The organism is Seongchinamella unica, assembly GCF_004354085.1.
In the GTDB taxonomy this organism is placed as follows: domain Bacteria; phylum Pseudomonadota; class Gammaproteobacteria; order Pseudomonadales; family Halieaceae; genus Halioglobus; species Halioglobus unicus.
The window spans coordinates 584,933-603,238 of sequence record NZ_SMSE01000002.1 but is presented as its reverse complement, the minus strand read 5'-3'; the positions used below and the strand labels follow the sequence as shown (position 1 = coordinate 603,238).

The 18,306-nt window shown below is 59.2% G+C and carries 14 protein-coding genes; 4 read left to right on the top strand and 10 right to left on the bottom strand.

Annotated elements, in window-relative coordinates; genetic code table 11:
- Positions 1–36: 36 nt before the first annotated feature.
- The 9 genes from sucD to sdhC form a co-directional block, all read right to left on the bottom strand.
- Positions 37–909, bottom strand: coding sequence for a succinate--CoA ligase subunit alpha (gene sucD / locus E2F43_RS09785; protein ID WP_133212120.1), 873 nt, complete (start codon positions 907–909; stop codon positions 37–39).
- Positions 909–2,078, bottom strand: coding sequence for an ADP-forming succinate--CoA ligase subunit beta (sucC, locus tag E2F43_RS09780; RefSeq protein WP_133212118.1), 1,170 nt, complete (start codon positions 2,076–2,078; stop codon positions 909–911). Before sucC ends, sucD begins: the two co-directional genes overlap by 1 nt.
- A 129-nt stretch (positions 2,079–2,207) precedes the next feature.
- Positions 2,208–3,647 (bottom strand): dihydrolipoyl dehydrogenase, encoded by a 1,440-nt coding sequence (gene lpdA / locus E2F43_RS09775; protein ID WP_133212116.1) that lies wholly within the window; start codon positions 3,645–3,647, stop codon positions 2,208–2,210.
- A gap of 64 nt (positions 3,648–3,711) precedes the next feature.
- Positions 3,712–4,953, bottom strand: coding sequence for a 2-oxoglutarate dehydrogenase complex dihydrolipoyllysine-residue succinyltransferase (gene odhB, locus E2F43_RS09770; protein ID WP_133212114.1), 1,242 nt, complete (start codon positions 4,951–4,953; stop codon positions 3,712–3,714).
- Positions 4,954–4,974: 21 nt separating this feature from the next.
- Positions 4,975–7,812: a 2-oxoglutarate dehydrogenase E1 component gene (locus E2F43_RS09765; protein WP_133212112.1), complete on the bottom strand. Its 2,838-nt coding sequence runs from the start codon at positions 7,810–7,812 to the stop codon at positions 4,975–4,977.
- Between the two features lie 223 nt (positions 7,813–8,035).
- Positions 8,036–8,740 carry a succinate dehydrogenase iron-sulfur subunit gene (locus tag E2F43_RS09760; RefSeq protein WP_133212110.1) on the bottom strand — a complete coding sequence of 235 codons (705 nt, stop codon included), beginning with the start codon at positions 8,738–8,740 and terminating at the stop codon, positions 8,036–8,038.
- Between the two features lie 12 nt (positions 8,741–8,752).
- Positions 8,753–10,525: a succinate dehydrogenase flavoprotein subunit gene (gene sdhA / locus E2F43_RS09755; RefSeq protein WP_133212108.1), complete on the bottom strand. Its 1,773-nt coding sequence runs from the start codon at positions 10,523–10,525 to the stop codon at positions 8,753–8,755.
- Between the two features lie 5 nt (positions 10,526–10,530).
- Positions 10,531–10,890 (bottom strand): succinate dehydrogenase, hydrophobic membrane anchor protein, encoded by a 360-nt coding sequence (sdhD, locus tag E2F43_RS09750; protein ID WP_133212106.1) that lies wholly within the window; start codon positions 10,888–10,890, stop codon positions 10,531–10,533.
- The gene (sdhC, locus tag E2F43_RS09745) at positions 10,884–11,258 is read right to left on the bottom strand and encodes a succinate dehydrogenase, cytochrome b556 subunit (protein ID WP_420820773.1); all 375 of its coding nucleotides are present in this window, start codon (positions 11,256–11,258) and stop codon (positions 10,884–10,886) included. Before sdhC ends, sdhD begins: the two co-directional genes overlap by 7 nt.
- A 314-nt stretch (positions 11,259–11,572) precedes the next feature.
- Between sdhC and gltA the strand changes: the two genes are divergently transcribed.
- Together gltA and E2F43_RS09735 are read left to right on the top strand one after the other, a co-directional pair.
- Complete coding sequence (gltA, locus tag E2F43_RS09740; RefSeq protein ID WP_133212104.1) at positions 11,573–12,862, top strand: citrate synthase; 1,290 nt, start codon at positions 11,573–11,575, stop codon at positions 12,860–12,862.
- A gap of 117 nt (positions 12,863–12,979) precedes the next feature.
- Positions 12,980–14,101, top strand: coding sequence for a beta-ketoacyl-ACP synthase III (locus E2F43_RS09735; protein ID WP_133212102.1), 1,122 nt, complete (start codon positions 12,980–12,982; stop codon positions 14,099–14,101).
- Between the two features lie 3 nt (positions 14,102–14,104).
- Here E2F43_RS09735 and hisC read toward each other — a convergent pair whose 3' ends face one another.
- Positions 14,105–15,163, bottom strand: coding sequence for a histidinol-phosphate transaminase (gene hisC, locus E2F43_RS09730; RefSeq protein WP_133212100.1), 1,059 nt, complete (start codon positions 15,161–15,163; stop codon positions 14,105–14,107).
- Between the two features lie 410 nt (positions 15,164–15,573).
- Between hisC and E2F43_RS09725 the strand changes: the two genes are divergently transcribed.
- Together E2F43_RS09725 and E2F43_RS09720 are read left to right on the top strand one after the other, a co-directional pair.
- Complete coding sequence (locus E2F43_RS09725; RefSeq protein WP_133212098.1) at positions 15,574–16,548, top strand: FHA domain-containing protein; 975 nt, start codon at positions 15,574–15,576, stop codon at positions 16,546–16,548.
- A 33-nt stretch (positions 16,549–16,581) separates the two neighbouring features.
- Entirely contained in the window at positions 16,582–18,291 is a 1,710-nt protein-coding gene (locus tag E2F43_RS09720) for a SulP family inorganic anion transporter (protein ID WP_133212096.1), read from the top strand.
- Positions 18,292–18,306 lie beyond the last annotated feature (15 nt).

Here is an 18,306-nt window from a genome sequence, read left to right as displayed (position 1 = left end):
CTTGCGACGAGCCTTTTCGCTGCCTGGGGACAACCATTACCAGCCGGTAATTTCCCCGAGGGCAGAGCCGATTTCTGCCAGCGAGCGAACCGTTTTCACACCGGCATCTTCGAGGGCAGCGAACTTTTCGTCAGCGGTCCCCTTGCCGCCTGAAATGATCGCGCCTGCATGGCCCATGCGCTTGCCCTTGGGGGCAGTCACACCGGCGATATAGGACACCACAGGTTTGGTGACGCTGGCCTTGATGTAGGCCGCCGCCTCTTCTTCGGCGGTGCCGCCGATCTCGCCAATCATCACGATTGCTTCAGTCGCCGGGTCATTCTGGAACAATTCCAGGATGTCGATAAAGTTTGAACCGGGAATGGGGTCACCGCCAATGCCGACGCAGGTGGACTGGCCGTAACCGGCGTCCGTTGTCTGCTTGACCGCCTCATAGGTGAGGGTGCCGGATCGGGATACGATGCCCACCTTGCCGGGCAGGTGAATGTGACCCGGCATAATGCCGATCTTGCACTCTCCCGGGGTGATCACGCCAGGGCAGTTGGGGCCGATCAGACGTACGCCCAGCTCGTCGCACTTGACCTTGGCTTCGAGCATGTCGAGGGTGGGAATGCCCTCGGTAATGCAAACAATCAGCTTGATGCCGCCGTTGGCCGCTTCGAGGATGGAGTCCTTACAGAACGGCGCCGGTACATAGATGACCGATGCGTCTGCGCCGGTTGCCTCAACAGCTTCGGACACGGTGTTGAACACCGGCAGACCCAGGTGTTCCTGGCCGCCCTTGCCCGGGGTGACACCGCCGACCATCTGGGTGCCGTAGTCAATCGCCTGCTCCGAATGGAATGTACCCTGGGAGCCGGTAAAGCCCTGGCAGATAACCTTGGTGTTCTTGTCGATAAGCACGCTCATTATGCTGCTCCTCCTGCTGCTTTCACTGCCTGCTGGGCAGCATCGGTGAGGCTGGTGGCAGCGATAATGTTCAACCCACTGTCAGCCAGCACTTTCCGGCCCAGTTCTGCGTTGTTTCCTTCGAGACGGACAACAACAGGCACTTCCACGCCGATCTCCTCAACGGCGCCGATAACGCCCTCCGCGATCAGGTCGCAGCGGACAATGCCACCGAAGATATTGATCAGCACAGCTTTCACATTGTCATCGGAGAGGATGATTTTAAAGGCTTCCGAGACCCGCTCCTTGGTTGCGCCGCCGCCCACATCAAGGAAGTTGGCGGGGAAGCCGCCGTGCAGGGCGACGATATCCATGGTGCCCATGGCCAGGCCTGCGCCGTTGACCATGCAGCCGATATTGCCGTCCAGGGCAACGTAGTTCAGCTCCCACTGGGCCGCATGCGCTTCGCGCTCGTCTTCCTGGGAGGGGTCGTGCATCTCGCGCAGCGCGTTCTGGCGGTACAGTGCATTGCTGTCCACACCGATCTTGGCATCCAGGCAGTGCAGGTTGCCCTGATCGGTGATAACCAGAGGGTTAATCTCGATCAGCGCCAGGTCCTTGTCGATGAACATTTGCGCCAGGCCCATGAATATTTTCACGAACTGTTTGATCTGTTCGCCGGCGAGACCCAGTTTGAAGGCCAGTTCACGGCCCTGGTAGGGCTGGGGGCCGGTCAGCGGGTCGATAGTGGCACGGAGGATTTTTTCCGGTGTTTCTTCTGCCACTTTCTCAATTTCAACGCCGCCTTCAGTAGACGCCATGAAAACAATGCGTCGTGAAGAGCGGTCTACCACTGCGCCCAGGTACAATTCCTCGGCGATATCGGTGCAGGACTCGACCAGAATCTTGCTAACGGGCTGGCCATTTTCGTCGGTCTGGTAGGTCACCAGGTTCTTGCCCAGCCACTGGCAGACAAATTCCCGGATTTCCTCCTTGGTCTTGACCAGCTTTACACCGCCGGCTTTACCTCGGCCACCGGCATGCACCTGGGCTTTTACCACCCACATGTCGCCGCCAATCATGTCCGCCGCTTCTGCCGCTTCCTGCGGGCTATCTACCGCATAACCCTTGGAAACCGGCAGCCCGTAATCGGCAAACAGTTGTTTGCCCTGATACTCATGAAGATTCATGTGTTGTCCTGCTCTTCGTTAATTAGCTAATGCTGCTTTCATTTCGGTATTTCGCGACACCGCTACGAAACACCCCTTATTACCCACACACGCCGGCGATTGGTCTTATTTTAGGTGAGCGGGCGAATTCTACTTGCGTTTCTTCCGGTTGGCGATATGGATGGCATGGCCATCAACCGCCAGTGCTGCCTCATGGACTGCCTCCGACAGGGTCGGGTGCCCAAATACCGTCAGCGCCAGATCTTCCGCACTTGATCCAAATTCCATCGCTATGACCACCTGCTGAACCAGGTCCGCGGCTGAGGGGCCGACGATATGACAGCCCAGGATCCGGTCCGTCTCCTCGTGTGCCAGCATTTTTACCATGCCGTCAGAGTCATTGGAGGCAAGCGCCCTGCCGCTGGCGACAAAGGGGAAGGTACCGGATTTGTACGGCACGCCCTCGGCCTTCAGTTCCTGCTCGGTCTTGCCGACGGCGGCGACTTCAGGGTGAGTATAGATAACTGACGGAATGCAGTCGTAATTCATTTGCGCAGGCTTGCCGGCAATACGCTCGGCAACCATGACGCCCTCTTCCGAACCCTTGTGGGCCAGCATCGGACCGCGGACCACATCGCCCACCGCATAGACACGCGGAGCCTCGGTCTCGCAGAAATCGTTAACAAATATGAAACCGCGCTCGTCCAGGGTGATACCGCTGTCCGTGGAGAACAGTTCTTCAGAGCGCGGACGACGACCCACGGCGACGATCAACTTATCGAATTCCTCGGTGTGCTCACCGTCAGCCGTGCTGTAGGACACAGTCACCTTGCCGTCCTTCACTTCAGAGCCGGTGACCCGTGCTCCCAGGCGGATATCCAGGCCCTGCTTCTTGAAAATCTTGCCGGCCTCCTTGGCGATCTGCTGGTCCATCATGGGAAGGAACTCTTCCAGTGCCTCCAGAACCACGACGTCAGAGCCCAATCGGCCCCAGACGCTGCCCAATTCGAGGCCGATAACACCGGCGCCGATAACACCGAGCCTGGCGGGGACTTCCTGGAATTCGAGGGCGCCGGTGGAATCGACGATCAGGTCACCGTCGACCGGTGCCGGTGGAATGTTAATTGGCAGCGAACCGGCGGCAATAATGATGTGCCCCGCCTCCAGCACCTGCACGTTGCCATCCTTGTCGGTAACCTCAACCCGGGTGCCGGCCAGCACCTTACCGGTACCGGATACGGCGGTAACACCATTGTGCTTGAACAGCCCGGCAATACCGCCAGTCAACTGATCAACAATTTTTCCCTTGCGCGCGATCATCGCCGGCACGTCGATGGTGGCGTCGCTCACGCTGATGCCATGAACCCCCAGATCCGCCTTGGCTTCATGAAACTTGTAGCTGGAATCAAGCAGTGCCTTGGAGGGAATACAGCCGACGTTGAGACAGGTGCCGCCGAGACGGACCTTGCCCTTGTCGTCCAGCCACTGTTCGACACAGGCCGTCGACAGACCCAGTTGTGCCGCCTTGATGGCTGCCACATACCCGGCCGGCCCTGCTCCGATCACCACGACATCAAATTTATCTGACATGTTCCTTCCCGTTAAAATTGGTAGTTCCAGCCCCGGCTGTCCCGGAGCTGGATGTATCTCTGTTTTACAGCTGCAGCAGGATCCTTGCGGGATCCTCGATCAGGTCCTTGACCGCCACCAGGAACTGTACCGCGGTCTTGCCATCGATCAGGCGATGGTCATAGGACAGTGCCAGGTACATCATCGGCAGGATGACGACCTCACCGTTCACCGCCATGGGCCGTTCCTGGATTTTGTGCATGCCAAGAATACCGGTCTGTGGCGGATTGAGGATTGGCGTCGACATCAGGGAGCCGAACACGCCGCCATTGGTTACCGTGAACGTACCCCCGGTCATGTCTTCGATGGTCAGCTTGTTGTCGCGAGCGCGCAGTCCGAGATCCCTGATCGCGGCCTCGATATCGGCGATGCTCATGAAGTCGGCATCCCGCAATACTGGCACCACGAGTCCGTTTTCAGTGGATACCGCCACCCCGATATCCTGGTAACCGTGGTAAACAACATCATTACCGTCGATGGAGGCGTTAACCTCCGGGAAGCGCTTGAGCGCTTCACAGGCAGCCTTGACGAACATACCCATGAAGCCCAGGCGGGTGCCGTTGTGGGCTTTCTCGAACTGCTCCTTGTATTTGCTGCGCAGGGCCATCATCGGCGCCATGTTCACCTCGTTGAAGGTGGTCAGCATGGCGGTTTGCTGGGTGGCATTGAGCAGACGCTCGGCGATTTTGGCGCGCATGCGGGTCATGGGGACACGCTTCTCGACCCGCTCGCCGGACGGCACCGGCGTATCCGCCGCTTCCGGCGCAGGGGCAGGCGCGGCCGCCGGCCTGGCCGCGGCAGGCGCAGCGGCTTCAGAGCCTCCGCCGGCCTTCATGAACTTGAGAATGTCTTCCTTGGTGATGCGCCCGTTCTTGCCGCTGCCTTTAATCTGGCTGATATCAAGCTGGTGCTCCTCTACCAGCTGTCGCGCCGCCGGGCCCAGCAGTGCCGCAAGGTCTTCATCGGCGGTCGCCGGGGCTGGGGTGCTCTCTCCGGCGGCAGAATCTGCCGCCGGTGCCGACGCGGCTGCGCCCTGCTCCAGGGTGGCCAGCAGTTGCTCGCTTTCGATGGTATCCCCTTCGAGGGCATGAATCCTGGTGATAACCCCGTCTTCAGGTGCGACCACCTCCATCACGACCTTGTCGGTTTCTATCTCGACGATCAGCTCGTCACGGGATACCGACTCCCCTTCCTGCTTGTGCCAGGCGGCAACTTCACCGTCTGCTACTGATTCGGGAAAGGCCGGAGCCTTGATTTCAATCGCCATATCTCTTCCTTCGCGCTATGACTACCAGGGCACTTCAGGTGCCAGGGCCTTGTTGATAAATGCTTCCAGTTGTTCCAGGTGCAGAGCCATGTAACCCGCCGCCGGGGAGGCGGAGCTGTCACGCCCCACGTAATGCAGGTAGACATCCTTCTTGTGATCGAATAACACCCGACGCATGTGGTGTTGACTGGAATACCAGGCACCCTGGTTCATCGGTTCTTCCTGACACCAGACGGCCTCATTTACGTTCGGGTATTGTTTCAGTACCGCCAGCAGGTCTTCTTCCGGGAACGGGTAGAGCTGCTCAATGCGAATCAGGGCAATATCCTCGATCTCCCGTTCACGACGGGCCGCCCGCAGGTCGTAGTAGACCTTGCCGCTGCAAAGCACAATTCGCTTCACTTTGGACTTGTCGATATCGTCGGTTTCGTCAAGGACGTTGTAAAAGCGCCCGTCTGCCAGATCGTCCACGGTGGAGATGGCCTCCTTGTGGCGCAGCAGGCTCTTGGGAGACATCACCACCAACGGCTTGCGCAGCGGACGAATCGCCTGGCGCCTCAGCATATGGAACACCTGGGCCGGGGTGGTCGGCACACAAACCTGGATATTGTGCTCCGCACACAATTGCAGGAAGCGTTCCAGCCTGGCGGAGGAATGCTCCGGGCCCTGCCCCTCATAGCCGTGAGGGAGCAGCATGGTAAGCCCGCAGAGGCGCTGCCACTTGTGTTCACCGCTGGTAATGAACTGGTCTATCACCACCTGGGCGCCGTTGGCGAAATCGCCAAACTGGGCTTCCCAGACCACCAGCCCCTTGGGCATGGTCGTGGCATAGCCGTACTCAAAAGCCAGGACCGCTTCCTCTGACAGCAGTGAATCGTAAATAACGAACGGCGCTTGGTCTTTGGAAACGTGCTGCAGGGGGATGTAGCAGCTCTCGTTCTTCTGGTTGTGCAACACCGCATGCCGGTGGGAGAACGTTCCCCGCCCCACGTCCTGCCCGGTGAGCCGGACCGGGTAGCCCGCCTCCAGCAGGGTTGCATAGGCCATGGTTTCAGCAAACCCCCAGTTAATGGGGGTGGCGCCGGCGGCCATTTTGCGCCGGTCCTCCAGAATCTTCGATACCTGCCGCTGCAGCGGGAAGTTTTCCGGCGCCACATTGATATCGTGCGCCAGGGTTTGCAGCTTGCTGAGTTCGATGGTGGTATCCGCTTCGTCCGTCCAGACGTGGCCGATGTAGGGTGACCAGTCGACGAAAAGGGTTTTGTTGGGCTCGCTCACCAGGCTGCTTACCAGGGGCTCGCCCCGATCCAGGGATTCGCGATAGCGACCCACCAGGAACTGTTCTTCCTTTTCAGTCAGCACACCGGCACTGATCAGCTTGGCGGCGTAAAGATCGCGGGTTGTCTTGTGCTTGCGAATAGTCTTGTACATCAACGGCTGGGTCACCGAGGGCTCATCGGCCTCGTTGTGACCGCGGCGGCGGTAACAGATCAGGTCTATCACCACGTCTTTCCTGAATTCGGTGCGATAATCCACCGCCAACTGGGTCACGAACAACACCGCTTCCGGGTCGTCGGCATTGACGTGAAAGATCGGCGCCTGGACCATCTTGGCGACGTCGGTGCAGTACTCGGTAGAGCGCGCATCCTCGCGCTTGTGGGTGGTGAAACCCACCTGGTTGTTGAGCACAATGTGAATCGTGCCGCCGGTCTTGTAGGCGCGGGTCTGGGACATCTGGAATGTCTCCATCACCACGCCCTGGCCGGCAAATGCCGCATCGCCGTGAATCACGATCGGAGTCACCCGCTCGCCCACCTCGTCCTGGCGCCGCTCCTGGCGAGCGCGTACGGACCCCTCGACCACGGGGGAGACAATTTCCAGGTGCGAGGGGTTGAATGCCAGCGCCAGGTGAATCTCGCCACCGGGGGTCATTACATTGGATGAGAAGCCCTGGTGGTATTTCACGTCGCCAGAGCCGTCGTAGGCCACCTTGCCCTCGAACTCGTCGAACAGCTCAGACGGGTTCTTACCCAGGATATTGATCAGAACGTTGAGGCGACCGCGGTGGGCCATGCCGATCACAATCTCCTGCACGCCGTAGCTGCCGGAACGCTGGATCATCTCTGCCAGCATCGGGATCAGGCTTTCACCGCCCTCCAGGCCGAACCGCTTGGTGCCGGGATATTTTGACCCCAACGACTTCTCCAGGCCCTCGGCCTTGATCAGCCGGCGCAGCAGGGTCAACTGCACTTCCTTGCCGAAATCGGGAGCACTGCGCACCGATTCCATGCGGGTCATAATCCAGTGGCGCTCGTCGGTATTGACGATGTGCATGAATTCAGCGCCGATAGATTTGCAGTAGGTGCGCTCCAGGGCGTCATGAATTTCCCCCAGCGTGGCATCGGCCTTGCCGATGTGCAGACTGCCGGTCTGGAACACGGTGTCGTAATCGGCTTCCGATAACTCGTGGAAGGAAAGCTCCAGGTCGCGAACATGTTCGCGCTCGGCAATACCCAGTGGATCCAACTGCGCCTTCTGGTGACCCCGCTGGCGGTAGGCAGAAATCAATTGCACCACCCTGACCTGCTTGCGCTCGTACTCGGTGGCCTGGGAATCGTGGGCGACGGTGGCTTCGGTGCGCACCCGCATCTTGCTGATCTGGGCGAATCGATCCCGAATAACCGAGTGCGGTATGTCTTCGGTGTGAACGAACTCCGATTCAACGCGCGGCAACTTGTCGAAGTAGTCGCGCCATTCTTCGGGCACGCCATTGGGGTCCTTGAGGTAGGACTCGTAGAGGTCTTCAACGTAGGTGGCATTGCCACCGGCAATGTGGGAACTCCGCCACAGGAGTTCCATTGAGCTTTCTTGCATTATCGCCCTTCCGGAATAGGGATTGGTTGCCCTTCGTTGGGCAGGTAGCATCGAAGTCTAGCAGTCAGCGGGCCGCTCTGCCGACAGGCGACTGCCGCGCTCGCCTGTCCCGTCATCAACGCCCCGCCACAGCGCCAGTAAATACAACTAAATACCTTTTAAAAACAGGCGACTAGGAGAAAAACCTAAAGCCGCCTGGCAACTAAACTCAGGTTGCCCTGGAAAGCAGCATGTGACGAATGTGGCCGATTGCCCGGGTCGGGTTCAAACCCTTGGGACAAACGTTCACGCAGTTCTGTATCCCGTGGCAGCGGAATACGCTGAACGGGTCATCCAGCCTCTCCAGGCGCTCATCGGTGGCGGTGTCGCGGCTGTCCGCCAGGAAACGATAGGCCTGTAACAGCCCAGCCGGTCCAATAAAGCGATCCGGATTCCACCAGAACGAAGGACAGGAGGTCGAACAGCAGGCACAAAGAATGCACTCGTAGAGACCGTCCAGCTTTTCCCGGTCCTCGGGCGACTGCAGGCGCTCGATGGCAGGCGCCGGGGTGTCATTTTGCAGGTAGGGCTGCACTTTTTCATACTGGGCGTAAAACATACTCATGTCCACGACCAGGTCCCTGACCACTGGCAGGCCGGGAAGCGGACGAATGACAAGTTTGTTGTTTTTGACCGTTTCGGACAGCGGGGTAATACAGGCCAGCCCGTTTTTGCCGTTCATGTTCAGGCCGTCGGAGCCGCAAACGCCTTCCCGGCAGGAGCGGCGGTAGGCAACGGTGGTGTCCTGGGCCTTGATCATTTCAAGCACATCGAGAACCATCAGGTCCTTGCCACCGGTATCGATCTGGAACTCCTGCATGGAAGGCTCGGCGTCCGTCTCGGGGTTATAGCGATAAATACTGACTTGCAACATGTCCTGTGCCCCTTAATAAGTCCGGATTTTCGGTTCGAAGGTATCCACTGTCTTGGGCTCGAAGTTCACGGCCCGCTTGCCCACACGCTTGTCGGCAGGGTAATACATGGAGTGGCACAGCCAGTTCTCGTCGTCGCGTTCCTGGAAGTCCTCGCGAGCGTGGGCGCCGCGGCTTTCCTTACGCTCTTCGGCAGTAATCGCCGTGGCTTCAGCAACCTCGAACAGGTTGTGCAGTTCCAGGGCTTCGATGCGCGCAGTGTTGTACGCCTGGCTCTTGTCTTCCAGGTGGCAGTTCTCAATTCGCTCGCGCAGGTCGCCAAGCTTCCTGATGCCCTCCTGCATGAATTCGCCGTTGCGGAATACACCAAAATGGTTCTGCATGGTGTTCTGCAGTTCCTTGCGCAGGTCCGCCACTTTCTCGCCGCCAGTGGAGTGGTTCAGTTTGTCCAGTCGGGACATGGCCGCTTCCACGTCAGACTCGGAGGCATCGCGCATTTCAATGCCTTCACGCAACGCGTTCTCGATATAAAGGCCGGAAGCACGTCCAAATACCACCAGGTCCAGCAGGGAGTTGCCGCCCAGGCGATTGGCGCCGTGTACGGAAACGCAGGCCACCTCGCCACAGGCGTACAGCCCGGGGATGATCTGGTCGTTGCCGCTGGCATCGACGGTCAGGGCCTGACCGTGCACGTTGGTGGGAATGCCCCCCATCATGTAGTGACAGGTTGGCACGACTGGAACCGGCTCTTTCACCGGGTCGGCGTGGGCAAAGGTGCGTGACAGTTCGCAGATACCCGGCAGTCGGGATTCCAGCACTTCTTCACCAAGATGGTCGAGTTTCAGGTAGACGTGGTCCCCTTCCGGGCCACAGCCGCGGCCATCGAGAATTTCCTGGACCATGGAGCGGGCCACGACATCGCGGCCGGCGAGGTCCTTGGCGTTCGGCGCGTAACGCTCCATGAAGCGCTCACCGTCCTTATTGATCAGGTAGCCGCCTTCACCGCGACAGCCCTCGGTTACCAGCACCCCGGCCCCGGCAATGCCGGTCGGGTGGAATTGCCACATCTCGATGTCCTGGACCGGGAAGCCGGCGCGCAGGGCCATACCGATGCCGTCACCGGTATTGATATGTGCGTTGGTGGTGGAGGCGTAGATACGGCCCGCACCGCCGGTGGCGAACACGGTTGCCTTGGACTTGACGTAAACCGTCTCCCCGGTCTCCATGCAGATGGCGATAACGCCAACCACCGCACCGTCCTGGTTCTTGACCAGATCTGTGGCGTACCACTCGTTGAAGAAGACCGTGTTGTTCTTCATATTGCCCTGGTACAGGGTATGTAACAGGGCGTGGCCGGTACGGTCCGCCGCGGCACAGGTGCGGGCAGCCTGGGTCGGATTGTCCGGTCCCTTGGACTGGCCACCGAAGGGACGCTGGTAGATCCTGCCCTCTTCAGTACGGGAGAATGGCAAGCCCATATGCTCCAGTTCGAATACCGCCTCGGGGCCCACCGAACACATGTACTCGATGGCGTCCTGGTCGCCGATGTAGTCGGAGCCCTTGACGGTGTCATACATATGCCAGCGCCAGTCATCATTGGGATCTGCACTGGCGATCGCGCAGGTGATTCCGCCCTGGGCAGATACGGTGTGGGAGCGGGTGGGGAAAACCTTGGAAATGACCGCAGTCTTGTAACCGGACTGGGCCAACTGCAGCGCGGCGCGCATACCTGCTCCGCCGCCGCCGACAATTACACCGTCAAAGGAAAGAGTTCGAATACCGGACATAGCTATTAACCCCAAAGGATCTGGATGGCCCAGATCACGTAAATGAAGATCACCAGGCCGCAGCCAATCTGGAACGCCAGGCGCAACACATTGCCTTTACTGCCCAGCATGCGCTCGGTGAGGTAGTCGGTCCCCACCGCCCACATACCGATCCAGGCGTGGGCGGCCAGCGACAGTATCGCCAGCATGGTGAAGATACGCATGCCGGTGCCGGCGAACATTGCCTGCCACTCTTCATAGGACACTCCGCCGATAAGAGTAGCGCCGATGCACAGGAAATAGGCGAGGAGAATGACACCACTGACCCGCTGGACGAGCCAGTCGGAGAGGCCGGAACGGCCGAAACTAGTTACTGACTTTACCATATCCAGATCACCGCAAGCAGAGAAAGCACGACAGACAGGGCGATGACAATGCGGGCGCCGGCTATGCCGCCCTCCATTGACTCTCCCACTCCAAAATCCATTATCAGGTGTTTTACACCGGCCAGCGCGTGATAGATCAGGGCGGTAACGATCCCCCAGACAATCAACTTGGCCAAAAAGCTGTCAAGACACTCCTGGACCGAGGCGAAACCCTCGGGGCCTGAGAGACTGGTATCAAGCAGCCAGAGCAGGACGGCCATGCCGACAAACAAAGCTACGCCGGTGGCGCGGTGAGTAATGGACGCCCATGCGGTAATGGGAAGCCGCATGGTACCGATGTCCAGGTTAACGGGACGATTGTCTTTCACATTGGATACCATCGTTGGCGCCAGAAGGCGGTTAAATGTGTGTGGCGCTGGGCCGGTGCCGGCTGCCGCCCCGACGGGCGGGAGCACAAAACGCGCGAAATTATAAGGACTTAGCCCCATAATTACAAACCCGTGCCCGACTTTGTACCGATATTTTGATCTGCGCCTAAGTTCGTCGATCTTCACAATGCCGGTTCATGGATTTTAGCGGCTATTCCTCGGCACGATAGGCGACTTTAGCCTAAGGTCGATTGACAAAAAGCGTTGAGACTCTATAGTGGGCAGCCCACTGATTTTACAAGCAGGACCCTCCTATGAGCGAGAAAAAAGCCACTCTCACTGTCGACGGAATTGATGAGGCCATTGAGCTGCCCATCTACTCAGGGACCCTGGGGCCCGATGTCGTCGACGTGGGCAGCCTCACTGGCAAGGGCATGTTCACTTACGACCCGGGCTTTGTCTCCACCGCGGCCTGCGAGTCGCAAATCACCTACATCGATGGCGGCAAGGGCGTTCTGTTGCACCGCGGCTACCCCATTGAACAACTGGCAGAATACTCCGACTACCTGGAAACCTGCTACCTGCTGCTGTACGGAGAGCTGCCCAACAAGGAAGAAAAAGAGCAGTTCGTCAACACCGTGACCAATCACACCATGGTGCACGAGCAACTGGTTCACTTTTTCAACGGCTTCCGCCGCGATTCGCACCCCATGGCCATTATGTGTGGCGTTGTGGGCGCCCTGTCCGCCTTCTACCACGACTCACTGGATATCTCCGACGAGCACAGCCGCCAGGTGGCCGCATTCCGGTTGATCGCAAAAATGCCGACCATTGCCGCCATGAGCTACAAGTTCTCCATCGGCCAGCCTTTCATGTACCCCGATAACAGCATGAGCTACGCGGAGAACTTCCTGCACATGATGTTCGGCGTCCCCTGTGAAAAGAGCAATGTGAGCCCGGTGCTGGCCAAGGCCATGGACCGCATCTTCCTGCTGCACGCGGATCATGAGCAGAATGCATCCACCTCTACGGTGCGTCTTGCCGGTTCTTCCGGCGCCAACCCCTTCGCCTGTATCGCAGCAGGTATCGCCGCACTCTGGGGCCCCTCTCACGGCGGCGCCAACGAAGCGGTACTGGACATGCTGGAAGAGATCGGCGATGTCTCGCGTATCGACGAATTCGTGGCCCGCGCCAAGGACAAGAACGATCCGTTCCGGCTGATGGGCTTTGGCCACCGCGTCTACAAGAACTTCGACCCCCGTGCCAAGGTGATGAAGGAAGCCGCAGACGACGTACTGGCTGAGCTGGGCATCGAGGACGATCCACTGCTGGCTATCGCCAAGCGCCTGGAAGAGATTGCCCTGGAAGATGAGTACTTCATCGAGAAAAAACTCTACCCCAACGTGGACTTCTATTCCGGCATCATTCTCAAGGCCATCGGTATTCCCACCAGTATGTTCACCGTGATTTTTGCGGTGGGCCGCACCGTTGGCTGGATCGCGCACTGGCATGAAATGATCAGCGGCAGCTACCGTATCGGTCGCCCCCGCCAGCTCTACACAGGCCATACCCAGCGCGATTTCGTGCAACTGGACGACCGCTGATCCCGACCTTGTAGGCGCCCTCCCCGCGAGCGATAATCCCGGCTGGCACGGGCGCCTGCAATCGCGAAAGCCGCCTGAGCGGCTTTCTTCTCGCCTCCATAGAACAGGGAACCCTCCATGTCCGACATCGTCATCAGCGGCACTGGCCTCTACACACCCCGTGAATCCATCAGCAATGAAGAGCTGGTAGAGTCCTTCAACGCCTATGTTGACCTCTACAACGAGGATAATGCCGATGCTATTGCCGCCGGCGAGTTGCCAGCCCTGCAGCATTCATCAGCCGAATTCATCGAAAAAGCCTCAGGCATCAAGTCTCGCTATGTGATGAACAAGTCGGGCATTCTCGATCCGCAGCGGATGGCTCCACGGCTGCCGGAACGCCCCAACGAGGAACCTTCAATCCAGTGCGAAATGTCGGTGGCGGCGGCTACCGAAGCCATGCAGCAGGCCAACAAGCAGGCCGCCGACATCGATGCGGTGATTGTGGCCGCCTCCAACCTGCAGCGCCCCTACCCCGCGGTAGCTGTTGAGATCCAGGACGCACTGGGTATCGAGGGATTTGGCTTCGATATGAATGTGGCCTGCTCCTCCGCAACCTTCGGTATCCAGCAGGCCAGGGACATGATTGCCTCGGGCAGCGCCAGCTGCGTGCTTATGCTGAACCCGGAAATCTGTACCGGCCACCTCAATTTTCGCGACCGAGATTCCCATTTCATATTCGGGGACGTCTGCACCGCGGTGATTATCGAGCGCGCGGATACGGCGACGGCTGAGGACCAATACCAGATCGTCGACAGCAAACTGCAGACAATATATTCCAACAACATCCGTAATAACTTCGGTTTTCTCAATCGCGGCGACGAATCCGGTATCGGCAAAGCGGACAAACTCTTTGTGCAGGAAGGACGCAAGGTCTTCAAGGAGGTGTGCCCGGCAGTCGCCAAACAGATTTCCGAACAGCTGGACCGCCTGGGTATCGACCCACAACAGCTCAAGCGCATGTGGCTGCACCAGGCCAACCTGAACATGAACCAGCTCATTTCCCGACGCGTGCTCGGCCGCGAACCCTCGCCGGAGGAGTCCCCGACCATTCTCGACGAGTACGCCAACACCAGTTCCGCCGGATCGGTTATCGCCTTCCACAAGCATCGCAGCGACCTGGGCAGCGGCGATCTCGGCATGCTCTGCTCCTTCGGCGCAGGTTATTCCATCGGCAGTGTCGTGCTCAGGAAGCGGTAATACTCAGGGCAGGATGTCTTCCAGGGCGCCCAGCAGGGCGTCCATTTCCTCATCAGTCCCTATGCTGATTCTCAGGAACTCGCTGATTCGCGTTTTATCGAAATAGCGCACAATGATCTGTCGCTCGCGCAGCCTGGCAAACAGGTCCCGGGCAGCCACCTGCGGGTGGCTGGCGAACAGGAAGTTCGCCGCCGAGGGCAACACCTCAAAGCCCAGTGTCGCCATACTGGCAGCGGTTCTCTCCCGGGTCTGGATTACCCGCGTACAGCAATCCTGGAACCACTGCTCGTCCGCCAGCGAAGCCAGCATAGCCTGCTGGGAGACCACATCCATGGGGTAGGAGTTAAAGGAATCCTTGATCCGCACCAGGCCTTCGATCAGGTGCTCCTGGCCGAAGGCCACGCCCACCCGCAGTCCGGCCAGGGAACGTGACTTGGAGGCCGTCTGCACGACCAGCAGATTATCGTACTCGGGAATCAGGCGGGTAGCCGACTCACCACCAAAATCGATATAGGCTTCATCGATTACCACCACTGCATCGGCATGGGCCTGCAGCAGCTGACGGATGTCATCCAGCCCCAGCAGCACTCCGGTGGGCGCGTTGGGGTTGGGAACAATGATACTGCCGCAATCCTTCGGGAATGCCTGTACGTCCACCCGGAAATCGCTTGTCAGTGGCACCTGCGTGAAAGGCACGTCGTAGAGCGAACTCCACACCGGGTAAAAGCTGTAACTGATGTCGGGAAACGCCAGCGGTCGATCATGCTTGAGCAATCCCTGGAACGCATGAGCCAGCACTTCGTCGGAGCCATTGCCCAGAAATACCTGCCCGGCATCCAGCCCTTCGCGCCTGGCGAAGGCGGCGCGGAGTTCGCTGGAATCGGGGTCCGGGTAGCGTTTGAGGCTGCTACCGCTGGTTTCGGCGATAGCGGCGAGCACCCCCGGGGCCGGGGGATAGGGGTTTTCGTTGGTGTTCAGCTTTACCAGCCGCTCGCCCCTGGGCTGTTCACCGGGGACATAGGGGCTGAGACCGGCAGCGAGTTTGGACCAGAAACGACTCATGGTTTGATGGGCTTCTCCCAGTTACAGACGGCGCAGTTTATCGCAGTGAGGGGGGCGAGGTCATGGAATTCAGGGGACGGATGGTGCCGAGGGGGCACTTTGGCAGGGGGAGCGCCCCCTCCCTGATCGCGCCGGCATTGAAGTAAATCACCTTCCCCGCCCGGGTCCTGACGCGAGCGGAAAAAAAAGCGGCCATCCCTAGCCGCTAATTTCCGCGTGGTGTGCTATCCAATGCACGATTGAATTATCACTCGCGGCAGGTGAGATAACCATTACGCGCCATTACACCTGCGGTTGCGTATCCCAGAAAATTCCTCTATTTTTACCTCTAACTCATTGAGCTATGGCTCTTTTTCTCACTCTGCCGCCGTTTAAGGTGGCCTTTTAGCGCGGAACAATAACTTCCCAAAATGGCGCATATACGCGATACCGAGAGCAAGAAATCCTTTCCATTAAGAGCCCACCACACGTTCGGACGCTGCACCGAGCGTTCCGACACCGTGATCAGCAGCCCGATTACCTCCCGGATCCATCTGGCCCTGGAATGGGACGGACAACGCTGGAACGCCCGGGACCTGAGTAAAAACGGCACCTGGCTGGGCAACACCCGACTCACCGTTAACGAGAACACGCCTCTGGCACGGGGCGATCAGCTGCACCTGGGTTCGCCGGATATGCCGCCGCTGGAGCTGATTGACGACAGCGGTCCGGTCAGTTCTCTGCTGGGGCTGGACGACGCGCCAACCCTCGCGCTGGAGCCCTTCGTGTTTCTGCCTGACCAGGATCGGCCGGAGGCCGTCGTGACTTACTCCTACCAGCGCCGTTCCTGGCTCGTGCATCCCATGGAGCAGGACGTACCACTGCAGGCGAACCTCCTGCATCACGGCGACAGGATCAGTTTCGGCGGTAAACGCTGGGAGGTATTCCTCACCGAGACCGAGCAGCGCACGGAAATCAACCAGCCACCGGACAGCAGCCTGGAAGATATCGAGTTCGTATTTGACCTCAGCCAGGACGAGGAGAATACCGCCCTGAAAATGAAGCTGTCCGATCAGGACGTCTCACTGGGAGAGCGCTCGCACCACTACCTGCTCCTGCACCTGGCGCGCCTGCGCGCGATTGGGGCCGCGAGGGGCTATGACGGCAAGACCCAGGGATGGATAGACAACGAGCAGATAAAAAAGGACCTGGGCATGGACATGCCCCACATCAACATCATGATTTTCAGGGCGCGCAAACAGATAGCGGAAAAGCTGGGCGATACCTGGGACTCTGAGCACCTGGTGGAAAGGGGTAAGGGGCGTATGCGTTTTGGTGGCTCACGGTTTAAAATCTACAAGGGTGAACAACTTGCTTTCGCCCTGCCCTTGCCCGCCGACCACTGAGCCTGTGGCTCACTCAGCTGGCAGCCATTGACCATGCCCTGGCAATGGCTTCGGGACTACCGTCAAGACACCTTCGCCAGCGACCTGCTGGCGGGGGTCATCGTGACTATCATGCTGATTCCCCAATCGCTGGCCTATGCCCTACTGGCCGGACTGCCGGCGGAAATGGGCCTCTATGCCAGCATCCTGCCGCTGCTGGCCTACGCGCTTCTCGGCAGCAGCCGCACCCTCTCGGTGGGACCGGTGGCTGTGGTCTCCCTGATGACTGCAATGGCGGTGGGCAAGGTCGCCGAGTCCGGCAGCATCGAATATGCATCCGCGGCCATTGCGCTGGCGGCACTGTCTGGCCTGATGCTGCTGGTGCTGGGGTTTTTGCGCTTCGGGTTCCTCGCCAACTTCCTGTCACACCCGGTGGTATCGGGGTTTATTACCGCCTCGGCAATTGTTATCGGGCTGAGCCAGGTGCGCCACCTGCTGGGTATTGAGGCTGCCGGTGACAATCTTCCCGCACTGGTCGGTTCGCTCTATCGCCATCTCGCTGATACCAACCCGGTCACTCTGGTGACCGGGCTACTGGCCCTGGCTTTTTTATTGTGGTCTCGCAGGTCGCTGCAATCAGTGCTGCTGAAACTCGGGCTGTCGAAAACCGTCGCCGGCATACTGTCCCGGGCCGGCCCCGTATTCGTCATTCTGGCGACGGTGGCAGCGAGCTACCTGTTCGACTTTCAGCAGTATGGCGTAGCCCTGGTTGGCGTTGTTCCCGGCGGCCTGCCTCGCCTTTCCATGCCCCCCCTGGACCTGGAATTATGGTCCCAGCTGGCCGGCTCGGCGCTGCTCATTTCCATCATTGGGTTTGTCGAGTCGGTCTCGGTGGGCAAGACCCTGGCGGCCAAACGTCGCCAGCGGATCGATCCGAACCAGGAGCTTATTGCCCTGGGTGGCGCCAACGTGGCATCAGCAGTGTCTGGCGGATTTCCGGTAACCGGAGGTTTCTCCCGCTCGGTGGTGAACTTTGACGCCGGCGCAGAAACACCGGCGGCGAGCATGCTGGCGGCGCTGGGTATCGCCCTGGCCGCCCTGTTTCTGACACCGCTGCTGTTTTACCTGCCCAACGCCGCCCTGGCCGCTACCATTATCGTGGCGGTGTCCAGCCTGGTAAATTTTGACCTGTTGCGCAGGGCCTGGCGTTATTCCCTGTCAGACTTCGCCGCTGTAATGACAACGATAGTTGCAACCTTGCTGCTCGGTGTGGAACTGGGCGTGCTGGCGGGCATTGTGGTTTCCATCCTCCTGCACCTCTACAAGACCACACGGCCGCACATGGCGGTAGTGGGGGCGGTAGCCGGCACCGAGCACTATCGCAATGTGGAGCGCCACAATGTCATCACCCATCCCAACCTGGTGTCCTTGCGAATCGACGAGAGCCTCTACTTCGCCAATGCCAGCTACCTGGAAGACTATATCTATGAGCTGGTGGCAGGAAACGAGAAGCTCGAACACGTCATTCTTCAGTGTACCGCGGTCAACGAAATTGACATGAGCGCACTGGAAGCGCTTGAAGCCATTGATCACCGCCTGCGGGAACAGGGGATTACCCTGAACCTCAGCGAGGTGAAGGGACCGGTGATGGACACCCTGCAGAGCGTCGACTTCCTTGCCAATTTATCCGGCCGGATTTTTCTCAGTCATCACCAGGCGGTAAAAGCGCTCAAAGCTGACGAGATCGAACCCTACATCATTTAACACCGCGTCCTGTTA

Excerpts from the sequence above, each read along its gene's own strand:
- sucD (WP_133212120.1), bottom strand. The coding sequence starts at position 909 with ATGAGCGTGCTTATCGACAAGAACACCAAGGTTATCTGCCAGGGCTTT.
- sucC (WP_133212118.1), bottom strand. The coding sequence starts at position 2,078 with ATGAATCTTCATGAGTATCAGGGCAAACAACTGTTTGCCGATTACGGG.
- lpdA (WP_133212116.1), bottom strand. The coding sequence starts at position 3,647 with ATGTCAGATAAATTTGATGTCGTGGTGATCGGAGCAGGGCCGGCCGGG.
- odhB (WP_133212114.1), bottom strand. The coding sequence starts at position 4,953 with ATGGCGATTGAAATCAAGGCTCCGGCCTTTCCCGAATCAGTAGCAGAC.
- E2F43_RS09765 (WP_133212112.1), bottom strand. The coding sequence starts at position 7,812 with ATGGAACTCCTGTGGCGGAGTTCCCACATTGCCGGTGGCAATGCCACC.
- E2F43_RS09760 (WP_133212110.1), bottom strand. The coding sequence starts at position 8,740 with ATGTTGCAAGTCAGTATTTATCGCTATAACCCCGAGACGGACGCCGAG.
- sdhA (WP_133212108.1), bottom strand. The coding sequence starts at position 10,525 with ATGTCCGGTATTCGAACTCTTTCCTTTGACGGTGTAATTGTCGGCGGC.
- sdhD (WP_133212106.1), bottom strand. The coding sequence starts at position 10,890 with ATGGTAAAGTCAGTAACTAGTTTCGGCCGTTCCGGCCTCTCCGACTGG.
- gltA (WP_133212104.1), top strand. The coding sequence starts at position 11,573 with ATGAGCGAGAAAAAAGCCACTCTCACTGTCGACGGAATTGATGAGGCC.
- E2F43_RS09735 (WP_133212102.1), top strand. The coding sequence starts at position 12,980 with ATGTCCGACATCGTCATCAGCGGCACTGGCCTCTACACACCCCGTGAA.
- hisC (WP_133212100.1), bottom strand. The coding sequence starts at position 15,163 with ATGAGTCGTTTCTGGTCCAAACTCGCTGCCGGTCTCAGCCCCTATGTC.
- E2F43_RS09725 (WP_133212098.1), top strand. The coding sequence starts at position 15,574 with ATGGCGCATATACGCGATACCGAGAGCAAGAAATCCTTTCCATTAAGA.
- E2F43_RS09720 (WP_133212096.1), top strand. The coding sequence starts at position 16,582 with ATGCCCTGGCAATGGCTTCGGGACTACCGTCAAGACACCTTCGCCAGC.